This window comes from Fulvitalea axinellae, assembly GCF_036492835.1.
GTDB lineage: Bacteria > Bacteroidota > Bacteroidia > Cytophagales > Cyclobacteriaceae > Fulvitalea > Fulvitalea axinellae.
Genome location: NZ_AP025314.1, coordinates 2,931,637 through 2,950,471 on the forward strand (window position 1 = coordinate 2,931,637; position 18,835 = coordinate 2,950,471).

Below are 18,835 nucleotides of genomic sequence, written 5' to 3' on the forward strand. Positions count from 1 at the left end.
TGAATCGGAATGAGATATTTGGTATTCAGCATTAGGTGTTGATTAAAAGGATAATCGGAAGAATGACCTAATACTTAAAACCTAAGACCCTATCCCACTACCCTAATCGGCAGGCCTTCGGCCTTGAGATATGCTTTGAGTTGGGGAACCGGTATTTCACTGAAGTGAAAAATACTTGCGGCCAAAGCGGCGTCGGCTTTTCCGGCTTCGAATACAGTTTTGAAATGCTCTTCCGTTCCCGCTCCGCCGGAAGCGATTACTGGAATGGGCAACTGCTCCGATATTTCGGCGGTAAGTTCGTCGGCGAAGCCGGCTTTGGTTCCGTCGTGGTCCATTGATGTCAAGAGGATCTCGCCCGCACCGCGCCTGGCCACTTCGTTGCACCACTCTATAGTGTCTATTTTTGTCGGAGTACGACCGCCGTGGGTGTGTACCCGGTGGCCGTCTTCGGTATGGCGGGTATCCACGGCCACCACCAAACACTGCGAGCCGAATTGGCCGGCAATTTCATCCACGAGACCGGGATTGCGAACGGCCGCCGAATTTACGGCTATCTTGTCGGCGCCTGCGTAGAGCATGGCCGAGACGTCATCTACGGAGGTTACTCCGCCACCTACGGTAAAGGGGATATTGATGGTTTTGGCAATGCGGGTTACCAGCTCGGCCAAGGTTTTACGTTTTTCCACCGTGGCGGTGATATCGAGAAACACCAGTTCGTCGGCGCCCTGCTCTACGTAGGTTTTGGCCAGCTCCACTGGATCGCCGGCGTCGCGAAGATTTACGAAGTTGGTTCCCTTAACAGTCCTGCCGTCCTTGATGTCCAGACAGGGTATTATTCTTTTTGTCAACATATAAAATCGGAATCAGAAAGGGGCGCCGTCAGGAATGTCCCAGCGTGGAGCCCTTGGTCCGGAAAAAAAACCGGTAAACAAAATGCGCCGCCAAGGCGAAAGGCCAACCCAAAATGGCCATCAGCGCAAACACAAACGTAGCGGGAAAAGCGCACATAGGGCCGTTGTTGGCCAAGGCTACGGAATAAACTGTGGACGGGACAAGCACCAAAACGGTAAGCGCCAGAAAAAGTATCAGCCCGGAGCGGTCACTCTTGAAGACCCTACCGGAATAGCGGTAAGCCAACACTTGAAGAAATACCACTACGGCGACAAATATTGCGACTTCTGACATGACTTTCGGTTTTAAGGTTAGAAAATCCTACCGCCACTATTCTCCGACACTTTCCGGGAAAGATTCTCGTTTCTAATCGAAACGCTCACGTACGGCTTCACCATCTTAAACGGACATGAACCTAAGTTCAACAGATGACCAACCGAATATTTTCCCTTGTCCGCATAATTTAATGAAACCTTTCGATTTCTCGCAAGCTTATTCGCCCTTCGTAAATGGCCTTGCCCGTAATTGCCCCAAAACAGCCGATTTCGGATAATTCATGCAAATCATCCATAGTGGCCACTCCACCGCTGGCGATCAATCGCATATCCGGGAAGCGCTCCATCATCTTTTTATACAATTCGGTGGCCGCGCCCTGCAGCATTCCGTCTTTGGAAACGTCCGTGCAAATCACTTCCCGCAAACCGGTTTCCCAGTAGCTTTCGAGGAATTCGTAAAGATCCAATGACGAGGTTTCCTGCCATCCGCTCACCGCTATTTTCTCATCTATAACATCGGCTCCGAGAATGATCTTGTCCGGGCCGTACTTGGCTATCCAAGACTCGAACAAAGGGCGATTTTTCACGGCGATGCTTCCGCCGGTAATCTGTCCCGCTCCACTTTCGAAGGCTATGCGTACATCGTCGTCGGTACGCAGGCCACCGCCGAAGTCGATCTTCAGGCCGGTCTTTGAGGCAATCCGCTCCAATACCTTGTAGTTGATGATCTTGCCGGCTTTGGCGCCGTCCAAATCCACCAAATGCAGGCGCTCAATGCCGGCTCCCTCAAAGTTTTTGGCCACCTCCAGCGGATCGCTGTGGTATTCTTTTTTGGTATCGTAATCGCCTTTGGTCAGCCGGACGCACTTGCCTCCGATCAGGTCTATGGCTGGAATGATTTTCATGGGGGTATGAAGTATTTGGTATTCGGTCTTAAGTACTGATTCGGCTAAGCATTATCGGCAACATTACCTATACTTAACACCCAAGACCTAACACCTATTTATAACTCTAAGAAATTCTTGAGAATCAACTCTCCTTCTTTTCCGCTTTTTTCGGGATGGGCCTGTACCGCATAGAAGTTGTCTTTGTGCAGGGCCGCGCTGAAGGTTTTGATATAGTCCGTTTGGGCTATGGTTTGCTCACCGAGCTCGGCGTAATAGCTGTGAACATAGTAGAAAAAGGGTTCATTAAGGCCTTTGAACAACGGGCTTTTCAAATCCGTCAACTTATTCCAACCTACATGCGGGACTTTGTCCAGTGGCGGAAATTTACGCACGTTTACATCAAAAACGCCCAAGCAGTCGGTATCGCCTTCTTCGGAATGCTTGCACAGAAGCTGTAGCCCGAGGCAAACGCCCAAGAACGGTTGTTTAAGATCACGGATAACTTGGTCCAAGCCTTTGGCCTTGAGGTAAGTCATACACGTGCTGGCCTCGCCCTGTCCGGGAAAGATGATTTTATCGGCCGACCGGATTTCCTCCACCTCGTCGGTCAAAATAGGCGTAACACCCAAACGCTCCAAAGCGTTGATAACTGAGGTGACGTTGCCGGCGTTGTATTTAATTATTGCTGTTTTCATCAGACAGTAAAAAGTCAAGAGTAAAGCGTAAAGAGTAGGTCACGCTTATCTTTTAAGGTAAAATGCGAGAAGACCATTCAAGTCTTACTCGCTATATCCATTGCGTCTTTCGACTTAAATATAAAGCATTAGTTACTCTGTCTCCCCTTCCAAAGGATTACCAAAAGGCCCGGATTTCTTAACCGCTCTGGAGAAAGCGGCCAATTCGGGATATTCCATTTCCAAAAGCAATTCGTCGCCCAACAGAACGCTGGCTAAGCCTTCGTCCCAAGCTATCGTCAGGTCATCGGCATTGAGGTCGGTTTTTACCGCAAACTCCGACGCGTATTCGCGAATCAACGGCGGTTGGAAAGACGCTTCTATGTATTTCCGAACATCATCATTTGTATCGATCAACAGCCCTCTGGAGCATACAAAACCGTCAAGCAGGATCTCGTTATCCTCGTTTGTCAGGTATGCCCAAACCGAATGCTCGTCGCCGCTAATAATCAGCCCGACCCCTTCTTCTTGATTAAATTCCGAAATATAAATCTCGTTTGCGTCTTCCATCTCCTTCCGTTTACGCCGGGGACTCTTTGTCGTCCCCGTTCCCCAATGTTATTTATAAACCTTTGACTTCCTTTACGAACTCACGTATTGGTCCGTCAAAATCCTTTTCGTTCTCAGTTAGCAAATTCACGAACGCACTTCCGATGATGGCTCCCGAAGCGTATTTCGACGCCCTTTCGAAAGTTTGCCTATTTGAAATTCCAAAACCTATCAGCCTTGGGGTTTTCAGGTTCATGGCCTCAATTCGCTTGAAATATTCTTCCTGAGCGTCCTCCACGCTTCCTTTCGCCCCGGTAATGGCATTTGAGGAAACCATATACAAGAACCCGGTCGAGATCTCGTCGATTTGGCGGATGCGTTCTTCTTTCGTCGTCGGTGAGATCAAAAGAATATTGCACAAGCCGTATTCGGCGAACATGTCGGCATATTTTTCTTTGTATTCCTCTACCGGCAAGTCAGGCAAAATCAAACCATCAACGCCCACTTCTTTGCATTTCATACAGAAACGCTCGACGCCGTATACCAAAACGGTATTGAAATAGCCCATCAAGACAATCGGCGTTTGGGTATGCTGGCGGATATCGGCCAATTGCTCCAAAAGCAATTTTAAATTCATGCCGTTATCCAATGCCTGCTGACCGCTAGCCTGAATCGTCGGGCCGTCGGCAACGGGGTCTGAATACGGGATGCCGACTTCTATGATATCAGCTCCGGAATCGGCTAACGAACGTAAAACTTTTGTCGTATCGCCCAAACCCGGATACCCAGCCGTGAAGTAAACGGCCAATATATTATTTTGCTTTTCTTGAAAAAGCTTATCGATTCTATTCATTTCGATCACAAAAGTAGGTTTAATAGGGTAAAGAGTAAAGCGTCCAGAGTAAATAGTCTGCATGGTAATTTCTACTCTTTACTGCTTTTAGTATTTCCCGTAACGGATATACGTTTCCAAATCTTTGTCGCCACGGCCGGAGAGGTTCAATACCACTATATCTTCGGGTTTGAAGTCGATCTTATCCAAAGCGGCTAGTGCGTGCGATGATTCCACGGCTGGGATGATGCCTTCGGTTTTGCTGAGGAGAATTCCTGCGTCCAAGGCTTCTTCGTCGGTTACGTAAACGAAGTGTCCTCGGCCCGAATCGTAAAGGTGTGCGTGAAGTGGTCCGATACCTGGGTAGTCAAGTCCGGCGGATACCGAATAAGGCTCCACCACTTGTCCGTCTTCGGTCTGCATCACGATGGTCTTACTTCCGTGCAGTACGCCTGGCTTACCTAGAGCCGTAGTCGCGGCACTTTCGCCTGATTTGAGGCCTTTTCCAGCTGCTTCCGCTACCACCAATTTCACTTTAGGAGTATCAAGGTAATGATAGAATGCGCCGGCGGCGTTACTTCCTCCGCCTACGCATGCGATTACGTAATCGGGATTTTCATTACCTGTGTGCTCTTTCAATTGGAATTTGATCTCCTCGCTGATCACCGACTGAAATCTGGCCACCATATCCGGGTAAGGATGCGGACCTACAACGGAACCGATAATGTAATGCGTATCGTCAGGATGCGCCAACCAATGTCGCATAGCTTCGTTGGTGGCGTCTTTCAAGGTCTTGCTTCCGCTTGTTGCAGGAACTACCTCGGCACCGAGGATTCTCATACGTTCCACATTCGGTTTTTGGCGCTTCATATCGATCTCGCCCATGTACACAACACAGTCCAAGCCCGTCAATGCGCAAACGGTCGCCGTTGCCACGCCGTGCTGGCCAGCACCTGTTTCGGCGATGATTTTCTTTTTGCCCAATTTCTTAGCCATCAGTATTTGCCCGATGGTGTTGTTGATCTTGTGGGCGCCGGTATGGTTAAGGTCTTCTCGTTTGAGGTAGATCTTAGCTCCATAACGCTCAGAAAGCCTTTCGGCGAAATACAAAGGCGAAGGACGGCCTACGTAATCTTTGAGAAGTTTGTCGAATTCAGCTTTGAACGAAGGTTCGCTCATAATGCGGAGGTAGTTTTCACGCAGTTCCTCCACATTCGGGTAAAGCATCTCTGGAATAAAGGCTCCACCGAATTCGCCATAGTAGCCCTTTTCGTCTACTTGAAAAATCGATTGTGTATTAGTATCCGTATTCATGGTTTTCAGATTCACAGTCTTTGAATAAATCGACGCAGTTTATTTTCGTCTTTCAGCGCTGGCTCTATCTCGAATCGGCTGTTTAGGTCCAGCACTGCCACATTGGCTGGTAGGTTTTCGATTTCCTTAGCGGCTTCATGGTCGATGCCTCCAGCTAGGAAAACGGGCTTTCCACTCGGGACTTTTTCTAACAATGACCAGTCGAAGCGTTTACCGCTACCGCCGTGTCCGGCGCATTTGGTATCCAAAAGAAAATAGTCCACGAAATCGGCATAATCTTTCAGTGTTTCGAAATCAAAACTTTCGTCCACACCGAAGGCTTTCATCACACCGAAACCTGCATTTTGCATTTCGGCGCATAGTTCAGGTTTTTCATTTCCGTGCAGTTGCAAGTAATTCAAACCATACTTTTCGCCAAGGTTTTTCATCTTTGACGCATTCTCGTTTACGAAAACCCCTACCCGCTTAACGGAATCGGGTAATGAGGCCGGAATGCTCGGATCGAAATCCTCGCCTACATAACGTGCGGACTTGGGAAAGAATATAAAGCCCATGAAATCAATCCCACTTTCGCCGATTGATTTAACATTATCGGCGTCCCGCATGCCACAGACTTTTATTTTCATGTTGGTATTTGGTCTTAGGTATTTGGTCTTAGGTATTAAGTAATTTGATTACCTAATACTTTATACTTGAGACCTTATACCGTAATTGAATTAACGTCTTGAATTAATTTATCGCAGGCTTCGGCTGGGTTTGGCTGGCGCATGAAGTATTCGCCTATCAAAAAGCCTTGGTAACCGACTTCTTTCAGGCCCGCTATAGTGGAGGCGTCGTTGATGCCGCTTTCCGATACTTTAAGGAATTCGTTCGGAATTCGCTCCGCCAAATCATATGATGTTTGGACGGAAGTCGTGAAAGTAGTCAAGTCGCGGTTGTTTACGCCTACCAGATTCACGTATTCGTTAAGGTGAGCGTCCAGTTCCTGTGCGTTATGTACTTCAAGCAATACCTGCATGCCTAAGGATTGCGTAAAGCGAGCGAACTCTTTCGTCTCTTCCGGCTTCAGGGCCGCCGCGATCAACAAAACCAGATCGGCGCCCTCGGCTTTGGCTTCGATAAACTGGTATTCGTCGATCATAAAGTCTTTGCGAAGGATCGGCGTGTTCGGATTGGCCGCGCGCGCTTCACGCATATAAGGCAATCCACCTCCGAAGAACGACTCGTCGGTAAGGACGGAAAGCACGGAAGCGCCCGCCGCGCTATAGCCCGAAGTAACTTCCGTAGCGGAAGCGGTTACGTTGATGTCGCCTTTGGAAGGTGAACGGCGTTTGAATTCTGCGATGATGCCGGAAGCTCCGGCTTTGGAAAGGCTGTCAAAAGAAGAAAGCGGTTTGCGCCCGAAACCCGCCATGCGTTCCAACTCGGCAACGGAACGGCTGGCCTTGGCTTCGGCTACTTCTTCTCTTTTCTTTGCGATGATTTTATCGAGGATGTTCATTTGTTCTGGTCTTAGGTATTTGGTATTACGTATTAGGTAAAAGTATTAGCTCTAGGTGATCTTGATGATTTATACCTCAGACCTAATACCTGATACTTAATACTTCATCTCAACCAATTTCTTAAACGCTCCGAAGGCTTTGCCTGAATCCAATGATTCTTTGGCTTTGGCTACGGCTGTGTCGATTCCCGCTTCTGGGTTGGCGGCGTAAAGGGCCATTCCGGCGTTGGCGGTTACTACTTCTTTTTGGGCTTGCGTTCCTTTGCCTTGTAGGATTGAAAGGAAAATGTCCGCAGCGTCTTCAACCGTATTACCTCCGTGGAGGTCTGACTGCTGATATGTTCCCAAACCAAGATCTTTCGGAGAAAGAATGCTTTCCATTTTCTTGGTGTAGCACTTAAATTCCGAAGTCAAAGAAATCTCATCATAACCATCCAATGCGTGGAGGATCATATAATCCTTATCCGTTTGCGCATAGAGATAAGCGTAAAGACGAGCCAATTCCAAGCTGAAAACGCCTACAATCTGCTTTTTTGGAAAGGACGGGTTCACCATCGGACCCAACATGTTGAAGAAAGTCTTGATGCCCAAATCACGGCGTACCGGAGCTACGTTCTTCATAGCGGGGTGAAACAAGGGAGCGTGCAAGAAGCAGATGCCCGCGTGGTCGATTGCCTTACGGAGTTTGTCTTGATCGTTTGTGAATTCGATTCCGAAATGCGCCAATACGTTTGACGATCCGCAAACCGATGAAACGCTATTGTTACCGTGCTTAGCGACATTCTGCCCAGCGCCGGCAACGATAAATGAGGACAAAGTCGAGATGTTGAAGGTGTCTTTGCCATCACCGCCCGTACCGCAGAGGTCCATAGCGTCGAATTCGTCGAGATCAACTCGCATGCAAAGCTCCAACATGGCGTCACGGAAACCGGCAAGTTCCTCGACCGTAATGCTTCGCATTTGGAAGACGGTAAGGAAAGCCGCCATTTGGCTTTCGTTGTATTCGCCGTTGGCTAATTTGGTCAATGTCTCCCTCGCCGACTCTTTGGTTAAGGATTTATATTCGAAGAGTTCTCTAAGTATATCTTTCATGATGTTGGTATGAGGTCTAAGGTATTAAGTATAAAGTACTGCGTGTTTAAGTCTAGAATTGGTACTTAAGACCTGTTATCTAAGACTTAATACCACTCTCCAACCAATTCTTAATCATCGTTTTGCCTTCCGGCGTCAAGATCGACTCTGGATGGAATTGAACGCCTTGCACATCATAGCTGTCATGGCGAAGTCCCATCACGACACCTGTTTCATCCTCGGCGGTCAGTTTCAGAGGAGTTTTAAGCGTTTCTGGCTTTACGGCCCACGAATGATAACGACAAACCCTCGTCACTTCTTTTACTTCTTCGAATAAGCCGTCGTTTTCCAAGATCTTGATATCCGTATCCACTCCGTGGAGGACTTCCGGCATATTATAAAGCTCGGCGCCATAAACTTCCGCGATGGCTTGGTGGCCAAGGCAAACACCCAAAATGCTTTTTGAAGGGCCGTAAGTTTTGATTACATCCTTTGTGATTCCAGCGTCTTCCGGCACTCCAGGTCCCGGCGAAATCAGGATTTTATCATATTCCGCAACCGCTTCCACCGAAATCTTATCGTTACGGATCACGTCCATCTGTTCGCCATAGCCCAACTCACGGATCAAATGCACCAAGTTGTATGTGAACGAATCGTAATTATCTATTACCAAAATTCTCATCTCTCTCTTCCTCAAGCGTTAAAATCCGTAGTTTCTTTGGCGTTGATTTTCGAAGCCTCGGCCAATGCCGTGCGCAATGCGGCGATTTTGTTGAACACCTCGTCCCTTTCAGATTCCGGATTCGATTTGGCTACGACACCAGCACCGGCTTGGTATGACAATGTATTGTTACGACTCATGAAAGAACGAATCATGATGGCATGATTGAAATCGCCGTTAAAGCCCAAGTAACCGATCGCTCCGCCGTAGAAGCCGCGTTGGTGTTTTTCGTATTCGTTGATCAACTCCATCGCGCGATATTTCGGAGCGCCGCTCAAAGTGCCCGCTGGAAATGTATCGGCTACCGTGCGGATACCGAGATCCTGATTGGCCAATTGACCCGTTACCTTCGAAACCAAATGGATAACGTGTGAGTAGAACTGCACCTCTTTGAAAGTCTCGACCTCCACGTTGTCGCAATGACGGCTGAGGTCGTTACGTGCAAGGTCCACAAGCATAACGTGCTCCGAATTCTCTTTCGGGTCGGCGTCGAGTTCGCGTGCCAATTCGGCGTCACGTTCGTCATTGCCCGTTCTGCGGAAAGTTCCGGCTATCGGGTAAATCGAAGCTTCGTTGTTTTTCACTACGATCTGCGCTTCTGGTGATGAACCGAAAATCTTAAAGCTTCCGAAATCGAAATAGAAAAGATAAGGCGAAGGATTTATCGAACGGAGTGCGCGGTAAACGTTGAATTCGTCTCCGCTGAACTTTTGCTGGAATCGACGTGCCAAAACGATCTGGAAAACGTCGCCTTTATGGCAGTGGTCGATGCCTTTTTTGACCATCTCCACGTATTCCTCATTCGTAAAGTCAGAAACTTCCTCCCCTTCTTTCGTGAATGTGTATTCCGGAAAGTTTTTGTTTCGAATAAGATTTACGATCTGATCTGGACCGTCCGAATCGGGTTGTTCCAATCCGTGTTCGAAAACGTAGAGGGCGTTCTTAAAATGGTCAACGGCGATTACGTAGCGATAAACCTTGTAAAAAATCTCAGGAACTTCATAACCCGACGGATTGTTGTCAGAAAAATCAAGATCTTCGAAATACTGGACAGCGTCATAAGTCATGTAGCCGAAAAGTCCGTTGCTGATGAATGGAAATTCAGACTCCGTTTCAAAAGAAGCCGAAAATTCTCTCAATTCGTCGACCGCTTCACTCTTATCGGCTAAAGTTTTCACTTCTTCTGTACCGTCAGGAAACGCTAAGCTGAGCTTTTCTTTTTCTACTTTAAAAGAAGCGATGGAATCGCAGGCCAAGTAAGAGAAACTGTTGTCGTTGCCGTGGTAATCGGAACTTTCCAACATGATAGCATCCGGAAACCGGTCACGGAGCCTGAGGTAGATACTCACAGGAGTTGTGGTGTCGGCCAGCAACTTTCGATGTGCGGTTTTGAGGGGAAAACGTTTCATGATTTATATCTAATTTTTTATGTCGAATGATTGATAACAAAAGAGGCCCGCTGTTCGGTGAACGGCGGGCCTCAGTTTTCGCTTATCGCTTTTTTGTCTGGGTAATACGCTGCCGTTCACTCAAGTATCCGAGAGTGCCACCACCATGCGATATGTACGTTCTGACAAAACATTGTTCTTTTCAATTTGAAATTCACAAGCGAATTTATGGTTTGTTATTCTATTTTCAATGAATTCGATTGTTTTTTACGAATCCAATTCTAATCAAAATCGCGACGATAAAAAAAAGCCCTGTCGTTCGGTGAACGACAGGGCTTTATTATCTTAGTCTACATTTGACAATACAAGGCCGTTCACCGGGAGAGATTCTTCCAGTGCCACCACCATGCTGTATGTACAAATGCATTTTTCATTTCATCTTCCTTGATGCGACAAAGTAAAACAATGACATTTTGAATTCCAAACAGAATCGTGACTTTCACGAAACCGACCTTATTCAATAAGTGGATTTCCAGTTCTCAAATCATACTTCTTCACCGTACCCGACGGCCCCGTAATAGTGTAAAGATAATCGCATTCGCCATCGCCGTAATCCACCGTAAAGGCGCTATCTTTTTTGTTTACGGTAACCGTCACTTTTTCTTTACCTTTTACGCAAACCGCTTCGAAAGCCGTTCCACAACTCAAAGAAGCTTTGATAGGCTCAACGGTAACCGACTTAAACGAGAAGCCACTTTTGGCGGAACCTTCAACCGTATTGTCAAGAACAAATTCCAAATTCACAAAGTCCATAGACGTCTTAACTTTGTACTTTAGGTTGTAAGTGTCTTTTGCTGTCTCGACCTCATATTGGCCTTCCGTCACGTACTTCGCGCTACCGAAAGAACCGTCTCCGATTTCAACAGACTGAGTGGCTGTGCCGTTTATCGTCTTGCCATCGGCTTTAAAATCGATAAACTCAAATGTTCCCATTCCTGCGCTCGTTCCACCCATACTGACAGAGAAACGCATCTTTCCCGCATACGTTTTGCCCATTTGCTCGCATCCGTCTCCAAAGTCGTAAAGTATTATGATGTCGTTGGGCTTACTGTCATCGCATTCGAACTTTATGGCAGGACATGTGCCCGTAAAGGCTTCCGACAGACTTTTCATTGTTTCGCACATCGAAATATCGAATTCTGTAGCAGCGCTACGAGCGACCGCTCCTCCCGTGTTCATAGCACCCTGCTGTCCCATCATCATTAAACCCTGGATTTCTTGTACCGTTTGCAAAACGATCTCCGCTTGGGCTTCAGATTGCTGATCCACCTCACCTTCTGGTATATTTGGTAATTGGAGATCTTTCAACGAGTAGGAATTGTTTCCGCATGATTCAAAAAGCGCCAACGCTAACACTGCGGCAGACAAAAAGAGAACACGAAAGGAGTTCATGACAGTCAGTTTAAAATTAACACCATTTATTACGGCAAATATATTAACATCTTATATCAAAAAACACTATAAAACTCCTTTAATTCATACGCAACAACAACAAAACAAAATACTTCAACAATAAACGATTATTATTTTTCCTCCCAGAACGGGAAACCTAACGATCGTTCCGGGTCTATATACGACAACATTGTCCAGTCCGGCTGTGCTCTTTCCACACTGGCTCCGTCTGTGGCTTCTATACCGCCCGCAATAGGATTATTCGGCAATTGGTGTTCGGATCTCAATGCCATTTCCATCTGGTTCAAAATACTTCTGCGCTCAAAATCATTCATTCCCAAAGGACTCATTCCGTAACGGTACTCACTCTCAAATTGACTTCTCTGCTCTCCGTTACTGGCCAAGATCGCCTGCTCCAATCCTCTGGCATATCGAACGAAACTTGGAACCATTATCCGCTTACCTTTCGGACGAACACTGGGTTGTGAAGCCAATGAAGCTCCCGGCGAAACGATTCCGGCACCAGTTCCGCCAATACTTCCTTCCGACACAAATTCCCATTCATCCGGAAGGTCTTGCTTATACATTCCGGCCAAAGACGGACCTCCTCTAGTTATTGGATCCACATCCACAAAATTGGATTCGTCGGGTAAGTGCACGGTCACATCACTACCTTTTCCCGCTCGGCGTTTCTTAGGGTTATCCTTATGCTGAACTTTGGCGTCCGCCATATTATGGATATGGATTGCGGTATCGTCGGGGCTGTCCTCAAAAACCGTTTCGGGTGGAGACGCTATCGTAATCCTCTTTTTGGGAGGAACGGCAAAGACTTGTCCCAATAAGTTCTGCCCTGTTTGCGTAGTCAACAACTTGGCATGCAAGGCATTTACACGCCATAAAAATTCGGGATCGTCCATATCTTTTTGAGCGATCGACATTTGTCCGTTCATAGCCACACTCTGCTCCCACAAGCCCTGGCCACCTTGCACACCTTTGGGAAGCCAAATAGGCAAGCCCTGATCAATGATTACATTAACAACTTGGCGGTGTTCCTTCTGAAGTAGTTCCAACATCCGGAACATTACTATTGAGAGCGAAGAAATAGAAGAGCCGGATGCGTCGGCGGTTTTTCCTCCCAAATCATGATGCCAACGATAAACAAGGTGCTCAATCTCAAACAACTTTGCCATACGGGCATGCAACGGCCCCACTCCATGATAACCCTGAATCAGGTCATACTCTTTAAGCGATTGTAAAACCCGTTGATAAATCACAGTTTCAGGCCCAAAATTCATTTCCTCTACGGCCTCGCCTACCATAAATTCGAACGCGTCGGCAAAGAAACTCGCTTTTCTCGGAATACTTTGCTCTCCTTCTTCCTCCACACTTGATCCACTGGACAATGACCAACGCTCAGGTTCCATTCTGCTTCGTATCGAACTCGGCGCCATTTCCTCTTCTCCATCACTTTCGCCACCACCACCGGTCGTAGCTTGGCTTCTCAATGACATTTGGTGCTGGGCTAAAGAAGCGTGAAGCGACACTTCTTCAGGCCTAGACTGTTCTTCCATTTCTCCCGGACTCATAAAGGTAAAGCTTGAGGTAGGGCTGACTCCTACTTTACCTTTCCCTCCACTACTTCGAAGCCTTATTCTCGGCGATGATTCCACCGCTCTTCTTTCCTTCTTCTGAAGAATAGCCTGAACGTAATCACGGAGGTTCGCTAAACCGAAAAGCATCCCTTCCCAAGCCGGGTTATAATACTTCGCTCCATGAACCCCCATCGTAACGGGATGAGCGAAATCTATCATTACGGCATCGCAAAAACCAGGATCAGGATTAATGACCAGCAATACACTGGCGCCCACATACGCGGTTCTGCCTTGGGCCAAAGAAGCGTAAATATCACCCAAACGCTTAACCAATACCGACAAACATTCGGGCGAAACGGACTTCAACATTTTGCGCAGAGGGCCGAGATTATTGCCACCTTTTACCTTTTTCCATTGGTCCTCATCGCGGAAACCACGGCTTTTGCTTCCCGACACGCGGTCCATCAGTTCGTGTTGGGTTACTTTCAGCTTCGCCTCCTTTTTGCCTACGCCCCTTACTTTCTGGTCTTTGTAGTTTGCCGTTTGCCTACCAATTTTAATATCCCTAAGAATTGAATCTTTCTTATTTCGGGTAACATTACTTAGGATAATCAACTTGTCGCCGGGACCTTTGTAGGCCGACAAAGCACCTACGGCCTCCCTATCTTTTCCCGTTAAAGCGACACCGTTTGTATGATCAGAAAAAAGTTCGTCGGCATCTTCGTAGGGACCGAAAAATCGGGGTATCACGCCGTCATGACGTCCTTCCAGCTTAAAGGAGGCGTACTCACGGGCTTCCAACGGATCTATTCTTTTGATGATCCATTCCCTACTCTCAAGCATGTGGAAATCTTTGGCGTGGCCTGCGCATTGCGCCACTGAACCGAAGCCCGGGGGAGGCGGTAGTTTGCTTATGCCCTTTTGTCCGGCAAAAGTTCCGAAGTTAACGGACGTTTGGGCTTTATCTTTCCCCCAAAGCTGTATCATTCTTGGAAATAAATGGACACTAAACGTTTGCGTACCAATAAAAGTTTAGAGCGTGGCTTTTGTTCAAGCTGATGAACAACCACGCCCTATGTACAACACAAAAAATGTGCTTTATTCCTTAACCTTCCTTTTTCGGAACGATACTCCTCCTTATCGGCTTTCCCCTTACTTTAGGCAAAGAACTCATTGGCCTTGGTATAAGAGAAGTCGTGACTAAGCATTTTTCCGATATCGCCTTTCGCCAAATCCTCTCCGATGCTGTCAATATAAGCCAGAGTCGCCCTGACGGCGCCCGAGCCGATGCTTAGCCGACGAACGCCCAGCTCCTCCAATTTTTTGAAATCGTGGAAAACGGGATTTGCAATGATATTTAACGGCGCCTTAATTTCCTTCGCCAACTCGGCTACGTTTTTTTCATCCATCGCACCGGGAACGAAAACGCAATCGGCACCAGCTTCAGCAAAGGCGTTGCCACGGGCTATGGCTGTTTCAATCCGTTCATCTTCGTTTCCCAACGCCAACCAATACACGCAGGTACGGGCATTGATAACAAATGGAATACCTATTTCCTTTTTCAATTCCACCAAAGCCTTGATTTTGACCAAAAGGTCATCCAGGTTATCAAGTCTTTTTTCCTCGGGAATCCCGTCCTCGATATTGAAACCCACGGCACCGGCTTCCAGCATTTTTATGGCGTTGGCTTTCACCTCTTCCGGCGTGTCGCCATAGCCTCGCTCAAAGTCTACCGATACGGGAACCTTTACCCTTTTGGTTATTTGGGAAACCACCAAACGCAAATCGTCGATACCTACCTGTTCGCCGTCCGGATAGCCCAAAGCGTAGGCAATTCCGGCGCTGGTGGTGGCGACGGCCTTAAAACCCCGGCTTTCGAAAATACGGGCGCTTCCGGCGTTCCAAACATTGGGCAACACGAACATGCCCTTTTCTTTATGCAGTTTCGAAAAGGCTTCCGCTCTCGATTTTAGCTCTTTGCTGAACATTTCTTTCAAATTTGAATTCACACAGATCATTGACCGGGCAATCAACACAGTCGGGAGTTTTTTTGCAATGAGCCTTGGCATGCTCCACAATCAGGCCGTGATACGCCTTGTATACCGACGCCGAAGCGGGAAACATGGATTGCGCCATCAATCTAAGGTCAACATAGGCTTCGGGGACTTGCACGCCCATTCGTCCGAAAATCCGCCTTGTGTAGGCATCGATCACAAAATACGGTTTGTCAAAAGCGTAGTTGAGCACGCTGTCGGCCGTTTCACCACCTACGCCTTTTACGCTTAGCAATTCGGTACGGAGAGTTTCCCCGTCTTGGCGCCTGACTCGTTCGGTGTCATATTCGTACTTCGCGAACCATTCGCAGAGGGCTTTTAGCTTAACCGCCTTCTGGTTATGGAATCCGCTCGGTCTTATTATTTCCGACAGTTCGTCTGTCTCCGTTTTCTCTATAAACTCGGGAGAAAGCTTTCCGTTGAAATTGGCCAAAGCCTTCTCCACATTTTTCCAATTCGTGTTTTGCGTCAGCACGGCGCCCACCATTATCTCAAACTCCGATTCCGCCGGCCACCATTCCTCAAGATAACCGTAACGTTTTATCAGTCGCCCGAAGAGTCTTGTCACTTTCTCAAGATCAAGCAACCGCCGTTTCATCTCCAAGCCATAGGCGTAACCTGTCAGCTTTCCGTTGGCTCCGACCACCCTATGACAAGGTACGATTATAGGCAAAGGGTTCTTGTTATTGGCCATGCCTACCGCTCTGGAAGCTTTCGGATTGCCCACTTTTACGGCCACATCCTTATAGCTATGCGATTCCCCGTACGGAATTTCGGCCAAAGCTTGCCAAACGGTCTTTTGGAAATCGGTTCCGGCAGGATTTAGCTTTAAGTCGAACGCTTTTCTTTCCCCTGAAAAATATTCTCGCAGTTGTTTCACAGCTTCTTTGAACCTTTCTTCAGACCGGATCCAATCGTCGGAGATTTCGAAGGGCTTTGTCCCGTTATCCACCAACAGGCGAGACAAACCTCCGTCGTTTCCGACTAGGTAAATCTTGCCGAAGGGCGATGGGAAATAATGGTAATATGTCATTTCGGTAAGTTTTCTAAAGTAAAAAAGGAGTGGTCAATCGATGTTATTCGCTTTCTCATGATCGAGCAACCATCGCTTTCTTTGCAATCCTCCGCCGTAGCCCGCCAACGCACCGTCCTCTTCCAGCAATCTATGGCAAGGCACAATTATGGCCACCCGGTTTTGCCCGTTTGCCCGGATTATGTCGCTTACGGAGGTTTCCGGGCCCGCTTCCTCAGCCATCGAAGCGTAAGTGCGGGTTTGGCCAAAGCCGACCGAGAGCAACCTGTCCCAAGCTTCTTTCTGGGAAGGCGTAGGCGACAAGTCCAAAGCCACCGCAAAGCGTTTCCTTTTTCCTTCGAAATACTCTCCCAGCTCTTTCTTCGCTTGTTTTATATGTTCGTTTTCTCCGGAAAGAATTACCGCTCCATAGCGCTTTTGCACTTCGGCCAATTCCGTTTCCAACATCTTGCGGTCGGTAAATTCGAGCAGACAAATACCCTTGTCGGTAGCGAAAACGAACATCGGGCCCAATGGCGTGGTGAGACGGGAAGCCAATACCACGTTTTGCAACTCCCCTTCTTTGGGCGATTTTCCCAACAAATTCTTAAACGCATAGCCGAAACCGCTTAACGATCCATAACCGGAATTGAAAGCGGTGTCCGTAACCTTTCCGCCTTTCTTCAGCTCCTGAAAAGCCATATTGATGCGGGTCATTCGCTGGTAAGCCTGAAAAGTCATTCCGTGGTGTTTTTTGAACCAGCGCCTTATCTTTTCGGGCGCTATTCCCTCGGCTCTTAGCGTTGCGTCAGTGACCTTCTCGTAAGGATTGGCCATCATTATCGCCAATGCCTTTTGGACCTCTTCCGGCGGTTCGTAGGCATGGTTTGTCGGTTTGCAGATCTTACAGGGCCGAAAACCGTGAGCCAACAGCTCTTTGGAATCATGGCTGAAAACGACATTGGCGAATTTGGGCGTACGGGCCCGGCAACTGGGAATGCAGAATATTCCGGTTGTCTTTACGCCCAAGAAAAACGAACCGATAAAGCTGGTGTCCCTTTCCTTTACCGCCTTGTAGTACCTTTCCCTTTTTTCGATGTCGCTGACAAAAGCCATAGTCGTGTATTGGTGGTTTCAACATCCGAAAGATAGGGCTTAGCCCGAAGGCTAGGCAACCGAAAAATTGACATTTAATTTTTCGCCCAAAAAAAGATAGCGAAATCAACGTTATCCCCTATCCCGACATCCATTTCGGTAAAGGATTGGCTTGACCTTCCCCTCATTTTTTCACAATATTGAACAAAAGAAAACTCTATGCTAGCAATAATCTCACCCTCAAAAGGACAGAATTTCGACACTTCGGCGCAAACGCAAATCCACACTACGCCGGATTATCTGGACCGCTCGCAATCGCTAATCGAAGAGCTTCTCAAGCTTTCCGAAGCACAAATCGGCAAGTTGATGGCCGTCAGCGACAAGATAGCAGGACTGAACTACAACCGTTACCGAAATTTTTCAACGCCTTTCACCACCGAAAACGCCAAGCCCGCCATGCTCGCCTTTACGGGCGACGTGTACTCGGGTTTTCAGTTCGACAAGTTTAAGGACGAAGACTTCGAGTACGCACAACAGCACCTGCGCATCATCTCAGGCCTTTACGGTTTGTTGCGCCCCATGGACCTGATCCAGCCCTACCGTTTGGAAATGAAAACAAAGCTGGCCAACCCCAAGGGGAAAGACCTGTACCAATTTTGGGGAGACTTGTTGGCGCAAAAGCTAGAGGAAGCCGTTTTGTCCCAAGGCGATAACGTATTGGTGAACTTGGCTTCAAACGAATACTCGAAAGCGGTAAAACTTAAGGGGTTGAAAAAGCTGAAGGTGGTTACACCCGTGTTCAAGGAGAACAAAGAAGGCGTATACAAAGTGGTGGCGCTGTACGCCAAAAAAGCCCGGGGCATGATGTCCGATTTCATTATACGAGAAAAGATATCGGACCTTGAAGGCCTAAAAACTTTCTGCGAAGGCAAATACCTTTATAACGAATCCTTATCGACAGAAAACGAATGGGTCTTCACCCGATAAAGAATACCCCAAGTTTAGCGTAAAGGAAAAACAGATTTGTCGATCTGTATTTTTCCATAACCAGCGGATACAACTTAAGCCGTCGCCACTTTAGCGACGGTTTTTTTGTTTGAAAGACCAAGTAAGGTTATCCGGCTTTTAAAAGCGTTTCGAAAGTACATGAAGTAAGGTTCGGTTCACTTCGTTAAGGGTTCCGACAAAAACAGTTAACACTTTTGACCAAAGGTGTTAAGAGAATCGATCCAATGTGTTAACACATTTGGGCCGACCTTAAAACAGCCCCATATAATGCAAAAAACCTCCCGATAATCATATCGAGAGGTTTCCCCAGTTTATTCCTTTCCTTAACGAATATAGCGAATGCTTTTTACGCATAAAACAGCCTGTAAGTATGGGGAATGCTTACGGACATTTGCGAATACGAAAACCACTCGTTTTTGAAGAAAAACAACGCTCCGCTCCACATTCCAAAAATCACCTAACAAAAAAGACGGACCGTCATGGCCCGCCTTTTATTATACTTTATTCCGTTTTCCCTTC

18 protein-coding genes are annotated in these 18,835 nt (G+C 47.4%); 1 reads left to right on the top strand and 17 read right to left on the bottom strand.

The genetic code is table 11. The features are described 5' to 3' along the window. Positions 1-89: 89 nt before the first annotated feature. From hisF to AABK39_RS11155, 17 genes are all read right to left on the bottom strand, one after another. The gene (hisF, locus tag AABK39_RS11075; RefSeq protein ID WP_338391414.1) at positions 90-851 is read right to left on the bottom strand and encodes an imidazole glycerol phosphate synthase subunit HisF; all 762 of its coding nucleotides are present in this window, start codon (positions 849-851) and stop codon (positions 90-92) included. 28 nt (positions 852-879) lie between these two features. Continuing rightward, positions 880-1,185, bottom strand: coding sequence for a hypothetical protein (locus AABK39_RS11080; RefSeq protein ID WP_338391415.1), 306 nt, complete (start codon positions 1,183-1,185; stop codon positions 880-882). A gap of 169 nt (positions 1,186-1,354) precedes the next feature. Then, the gene (hisA, locus tag AABK39_RS11085; protein ID WP_338391416.1) at positions 1,355-2,071 is read right to left on the bottom strand and encodes a 1-(5-phosphoribosyl)-5-[(5-phosphoribosylamino)methylideneamino]imidazole-4-carboxamide isomerase; all 717 of its coding nucleotides are present in this window, start codon (positions 2,069-2,071) and stop codon (positions 1,355-1,357) included. A gap of 98 nt (positions 2,072-2,169) precedes the next feature. Next, positions 2,170-2,748, bottom strand: a complete 579-nt coding sequence (gene hisH / locus AABK39_RS11090; protein ID WP_338391417.1) for an imidazole glycerol phosphate synthase subunit HisH — start codon at positions 2,746-2,748, stop codon at positions 2,170-2,172. 132 nt (positions 2,749-2,880) lie between these two features. Next, complete coding sequence (locus AABK39_RS11095) at positions 2,881-3,297, bottom strand: hypothetical protein (protein ID WP_338391418.1); 417 nt, start codon at positions 3,295-3,297, stop codon at positions 2,881-2,883. Positions 3,298-3,349: 52 nt separating this feature from the next. Then, positions 3,350-4,192: a tryptophan synthase subunit alpha gene (trpA, locus tag AABK39_RS11100; RefSeq protein WP_338391419.1), complete on the bottom strand. Its 843-nt coding sequence runs from the start codon at positions 4,190-4,192 to the stop codon at positions 3,350-3,352. Between the two features lie 24 nt (positions 4,193-4,216). Further along, positions 4,217-5,422, bottom strand: a complete 1,206-nt coding sequence (gene trpB / locus AABK39_RS11105) for a tryptophan synthase subunit beta (RefSeq protein ID WP_338391420.1) — start codon at positions 5,420-5,422, stop codon at positions 4,217-4,219. A gap of 11 nt (positions 5,423-5,433) precedes the next feature. Further along, on the bottom strand, positions 5,434-6,048 hold the full coding sequence (locus AABK39_RS11110) for a phosphoribosylanthranilate isomerase (RefSeq protein ID WP_338391421.1): 615 nt from the start codon (positions 6,046-6,048) through the stop codon (positions 5,434-5,436). A gap of 74 nt (positions 6,049-6,122) precedes the next feature. After that, positions 6,123-6,923, bottom strand: coding sequence for an indole-3-glycerol phosphate synthase TrpC (gene trpC, locus AABK39_RS11115; protein ID WP_338391422.1), 801 nt, complete (start codon positions 6,921-6,923; stop codon positions 6,123-6,125). Between the two features lie 96 nt (positions 6,924-7,019). Then, positions 7,020-8,015 (bottom strand): anthranilate phosphoribosyltransferase, encoded by a 996-nt coding sequence (gene trpD / locus AABK39_RS11120; RefSeq protein WP_338391423.1) that lies wholly within the window; start codon positions 8,013-8,015, stop codon positions 7,020-7,022. Positions 8,016-8,094: 79 nt separating this feature from the next. Continuing rightward, positions 8,095-8,676, bottom strand: a complete 582-nt coding sequence (locus AABK39_RS11125) for an anthranilate synthase component II (RefSeq protein ID WP_338394684.1) — start codon at positions 8,674-8,676, stop codon at positions 8,095-8,097. 11 nt (positions 8,677-8,687) lie between these two features. After that, positions 8,688-10,124, bottom strand: coding sequence for an anthranilate synthase component I family protein (locus tag AABK39_RS11130; RefSeq protein WP_338391424.1), 1,437 nt, complete (start codon positions 10,122-10,124; stop codon positions 8,688-8,690). A gap of 492 nt (positions 10,125-10,616) precedes the next feature. Further along, the gene (locus AABK39_RS11135; RefSeq protein ID WP_338391425.1) at positions 10,617-11,555 is read right to left on the bottom strand and encodes a hypothetical protein; all 939 of its coding nucleotides are present in this window, start codon (positions 11,553-11,555) and stop codon (positions 10,617-10,619) included. 131 nt (positions 11,556-11,686) lie between these two features. Continuing rightward, positions 11,687-14,134 (bottom strand): inositol polyphosphate kinase family protein, encoded by a 2,448-nt coding sequence (locus AABK39_RS11140; RefSeq protein ID WP_338391426.1) that lies wholly within the window; start codon positions 14,132-14,134, stop codon positions 11,687-11,689. Positions 14,135-14,304: 170 nt separating this feature from the next. Continuing rightward, positions 14,305-15,135: an isocitrate lyase/PEP mutase family protein gene (locus tag AABK39_RS11145; RefSeq protein ID WP_338391427.1), complete on the bottom strand. Its 831-nt coding sequence runs from the start codon at positions 15,133-15,135 to the stop codon at positions 14,305-14,307. Then, positions 15,083-16,234: a methylated-DNA--[protein]-cysteine S-methyltransferase gene (locus AABK39_RS11150; protein ID WP_338391428.1), complete on the bottom strand. Its 1,152-nt coding sequence runs from the start codon at positions 16,232-16,234 to the stop codon at positions 15,083-15,085. Before AABK39_RS11150 ends, AABK39_RS11145 begins: the two co-directional genes overlap by 53 nt. 33 nt (positions 16,235-16,267) lie before the next feature. Further along, positions 16,268-17,329 (bottom strand): bifunctional transcriptional activator/DNA repair enzyme AdaA, encoded by a 1,062-nt coding sequence (locus AABK39_RS11155; protein ID WP_338391429.1) that lies wholly within the window; start codon positions 17,327-17,329, stop codon positions 16,268-16,270. Positions 17,330-17,527: 198 nt separating this feature from the next. On the opposite strand from AABK39_RS11155, the gene yaaA reads away from it, so the two are divergent. Continuing rightward, a complete protein-coding gene (gene yaaA, locus AABK39_RS11160; RefSeq protein WP_338391430.1) occupies positions 17,528-18,295 on the top strand; it encodes a peroxide stress protein YaaA in 768 nt (255 codons plus the stop codon). Positions 18,296-18,835: the final 540 nt, after the last annotated feature.

Coding starts and splice junctions, on each gene's coding strand:
- hisH (WP_338391417.1), bottom strand. CDS start 2,748: ATGAAAACAGCAATAATTAAATACAACGCCGGCAACGTCACCTCAGTT.
- trpA (WP_338391419.1), bottom strand. CDS start 4,192: ATGCAGACTATTTACTCTGGACGCTTTACTCTTTACCCTATTAAACCT.
- AABK39_RS11080 (WP_338391415.1), bottom strand. CDS start 1,185: ATGTCAGAAGTCGCAATATTTGTCGCCGTAGTGGTATTTCTTCAAGTG.
- trpB (WP_338391420.1), bottom strand. CDS start 5,422: ATGAATACGGATACTAATACACAATCGATTTTTCAAGTAGACGAAAAG.
- yaaA (WP_338391430.1), top strand. CDS start 17,528: ATGCTAGCAATAATCTCACCCTCAAAAGGACAGAATTTCGACACTTCG.
- AABK39_RS11095 (WP_338391418.1), bottom strand. CDS start 3,297: ATGGAAGACGCAAACGAGATTTATATTTCGGAATTTAATCAAGAAGAA.
- hisA (WP_338391416.1), bottom strand. CDS start 2,071: ATGAAAATCATTCCAGCCATAGACCTGATCGGAGGCAAGTGCGTCCGG.
- AABK39_RS11140 (WP_338391426.1), bottom strand. CDS start 14,134: ATGATACAGCTTTGGGGGAAAGATAAAGCCCAAACGTCCGTTAACTTC.
- AABK39_RS11110 (WP_338391421.1), bottom strand. CDS start 6,048: ATGAAAATAAAAGTCTGTGGCATGCGGGACGCCGATAATGTTAAATCA.
- trpC (WP_338391422.1), bottom strand. CDS start 6,923: ATGAACATCCTCGATAAAATCATCGCAAAGAAAAGAGAAGAAGTAGCC.
- AABK39_RS11155 (WP_338391429.1), bottom strand. CDS start 17,329: ATGGCTTTTGTCAGCGACATCGAAAAAAGGGAAAGGTACTACAAGGCG.
- AABK39_RS11150 (WP_338391428.1), bottom strand. CDS start 16,234: ATGACATATTACCATTATTTCCCATCGCCCTTCGGCAAGATTTACCTA.
- trpD (WP_338391423.1), bottom strand. CDS start 8,015: ATGAAAGATATACTTAGAGAACTCTTCGAATATAAATCCTTAACCAAA.
- AABK39_RS11145 (WP_338391427.1), bottom strand. CDS start 15,135: ATGTTCAGCAAAGAGCTAAAATCGAGAGCGGAAGCCTTTTCGAAACTG.
- AABK39_RS11125 (WP_338394684.1), bottom strand. CDS start 8,676: ATGAGAATTTTGGTAATAGATAATTACGATTCGTTCACATACAACTTG.
- AABK39_RS11130 (WP_338391424.1), bottom strand. CDS start 10,124: ATGAAACGTTTTCCCCTCAAAACCGCACATCGAAAGTTGCTGGCCGAC.
- AABK39_RS11135 (WP_338391425.1), bottom strand. CDS start 11,555: ATGAACTCCTTTCGTGTTCTCTTTTTGTCTGCCGCAGTGTTAGCGTTG.
- hisF (WP_338391414.1), bottom strand. CDS start 851: ATGTTGACAAAAAGAATAATACCCTGTCTGGACATCAAGGACGGCAGG.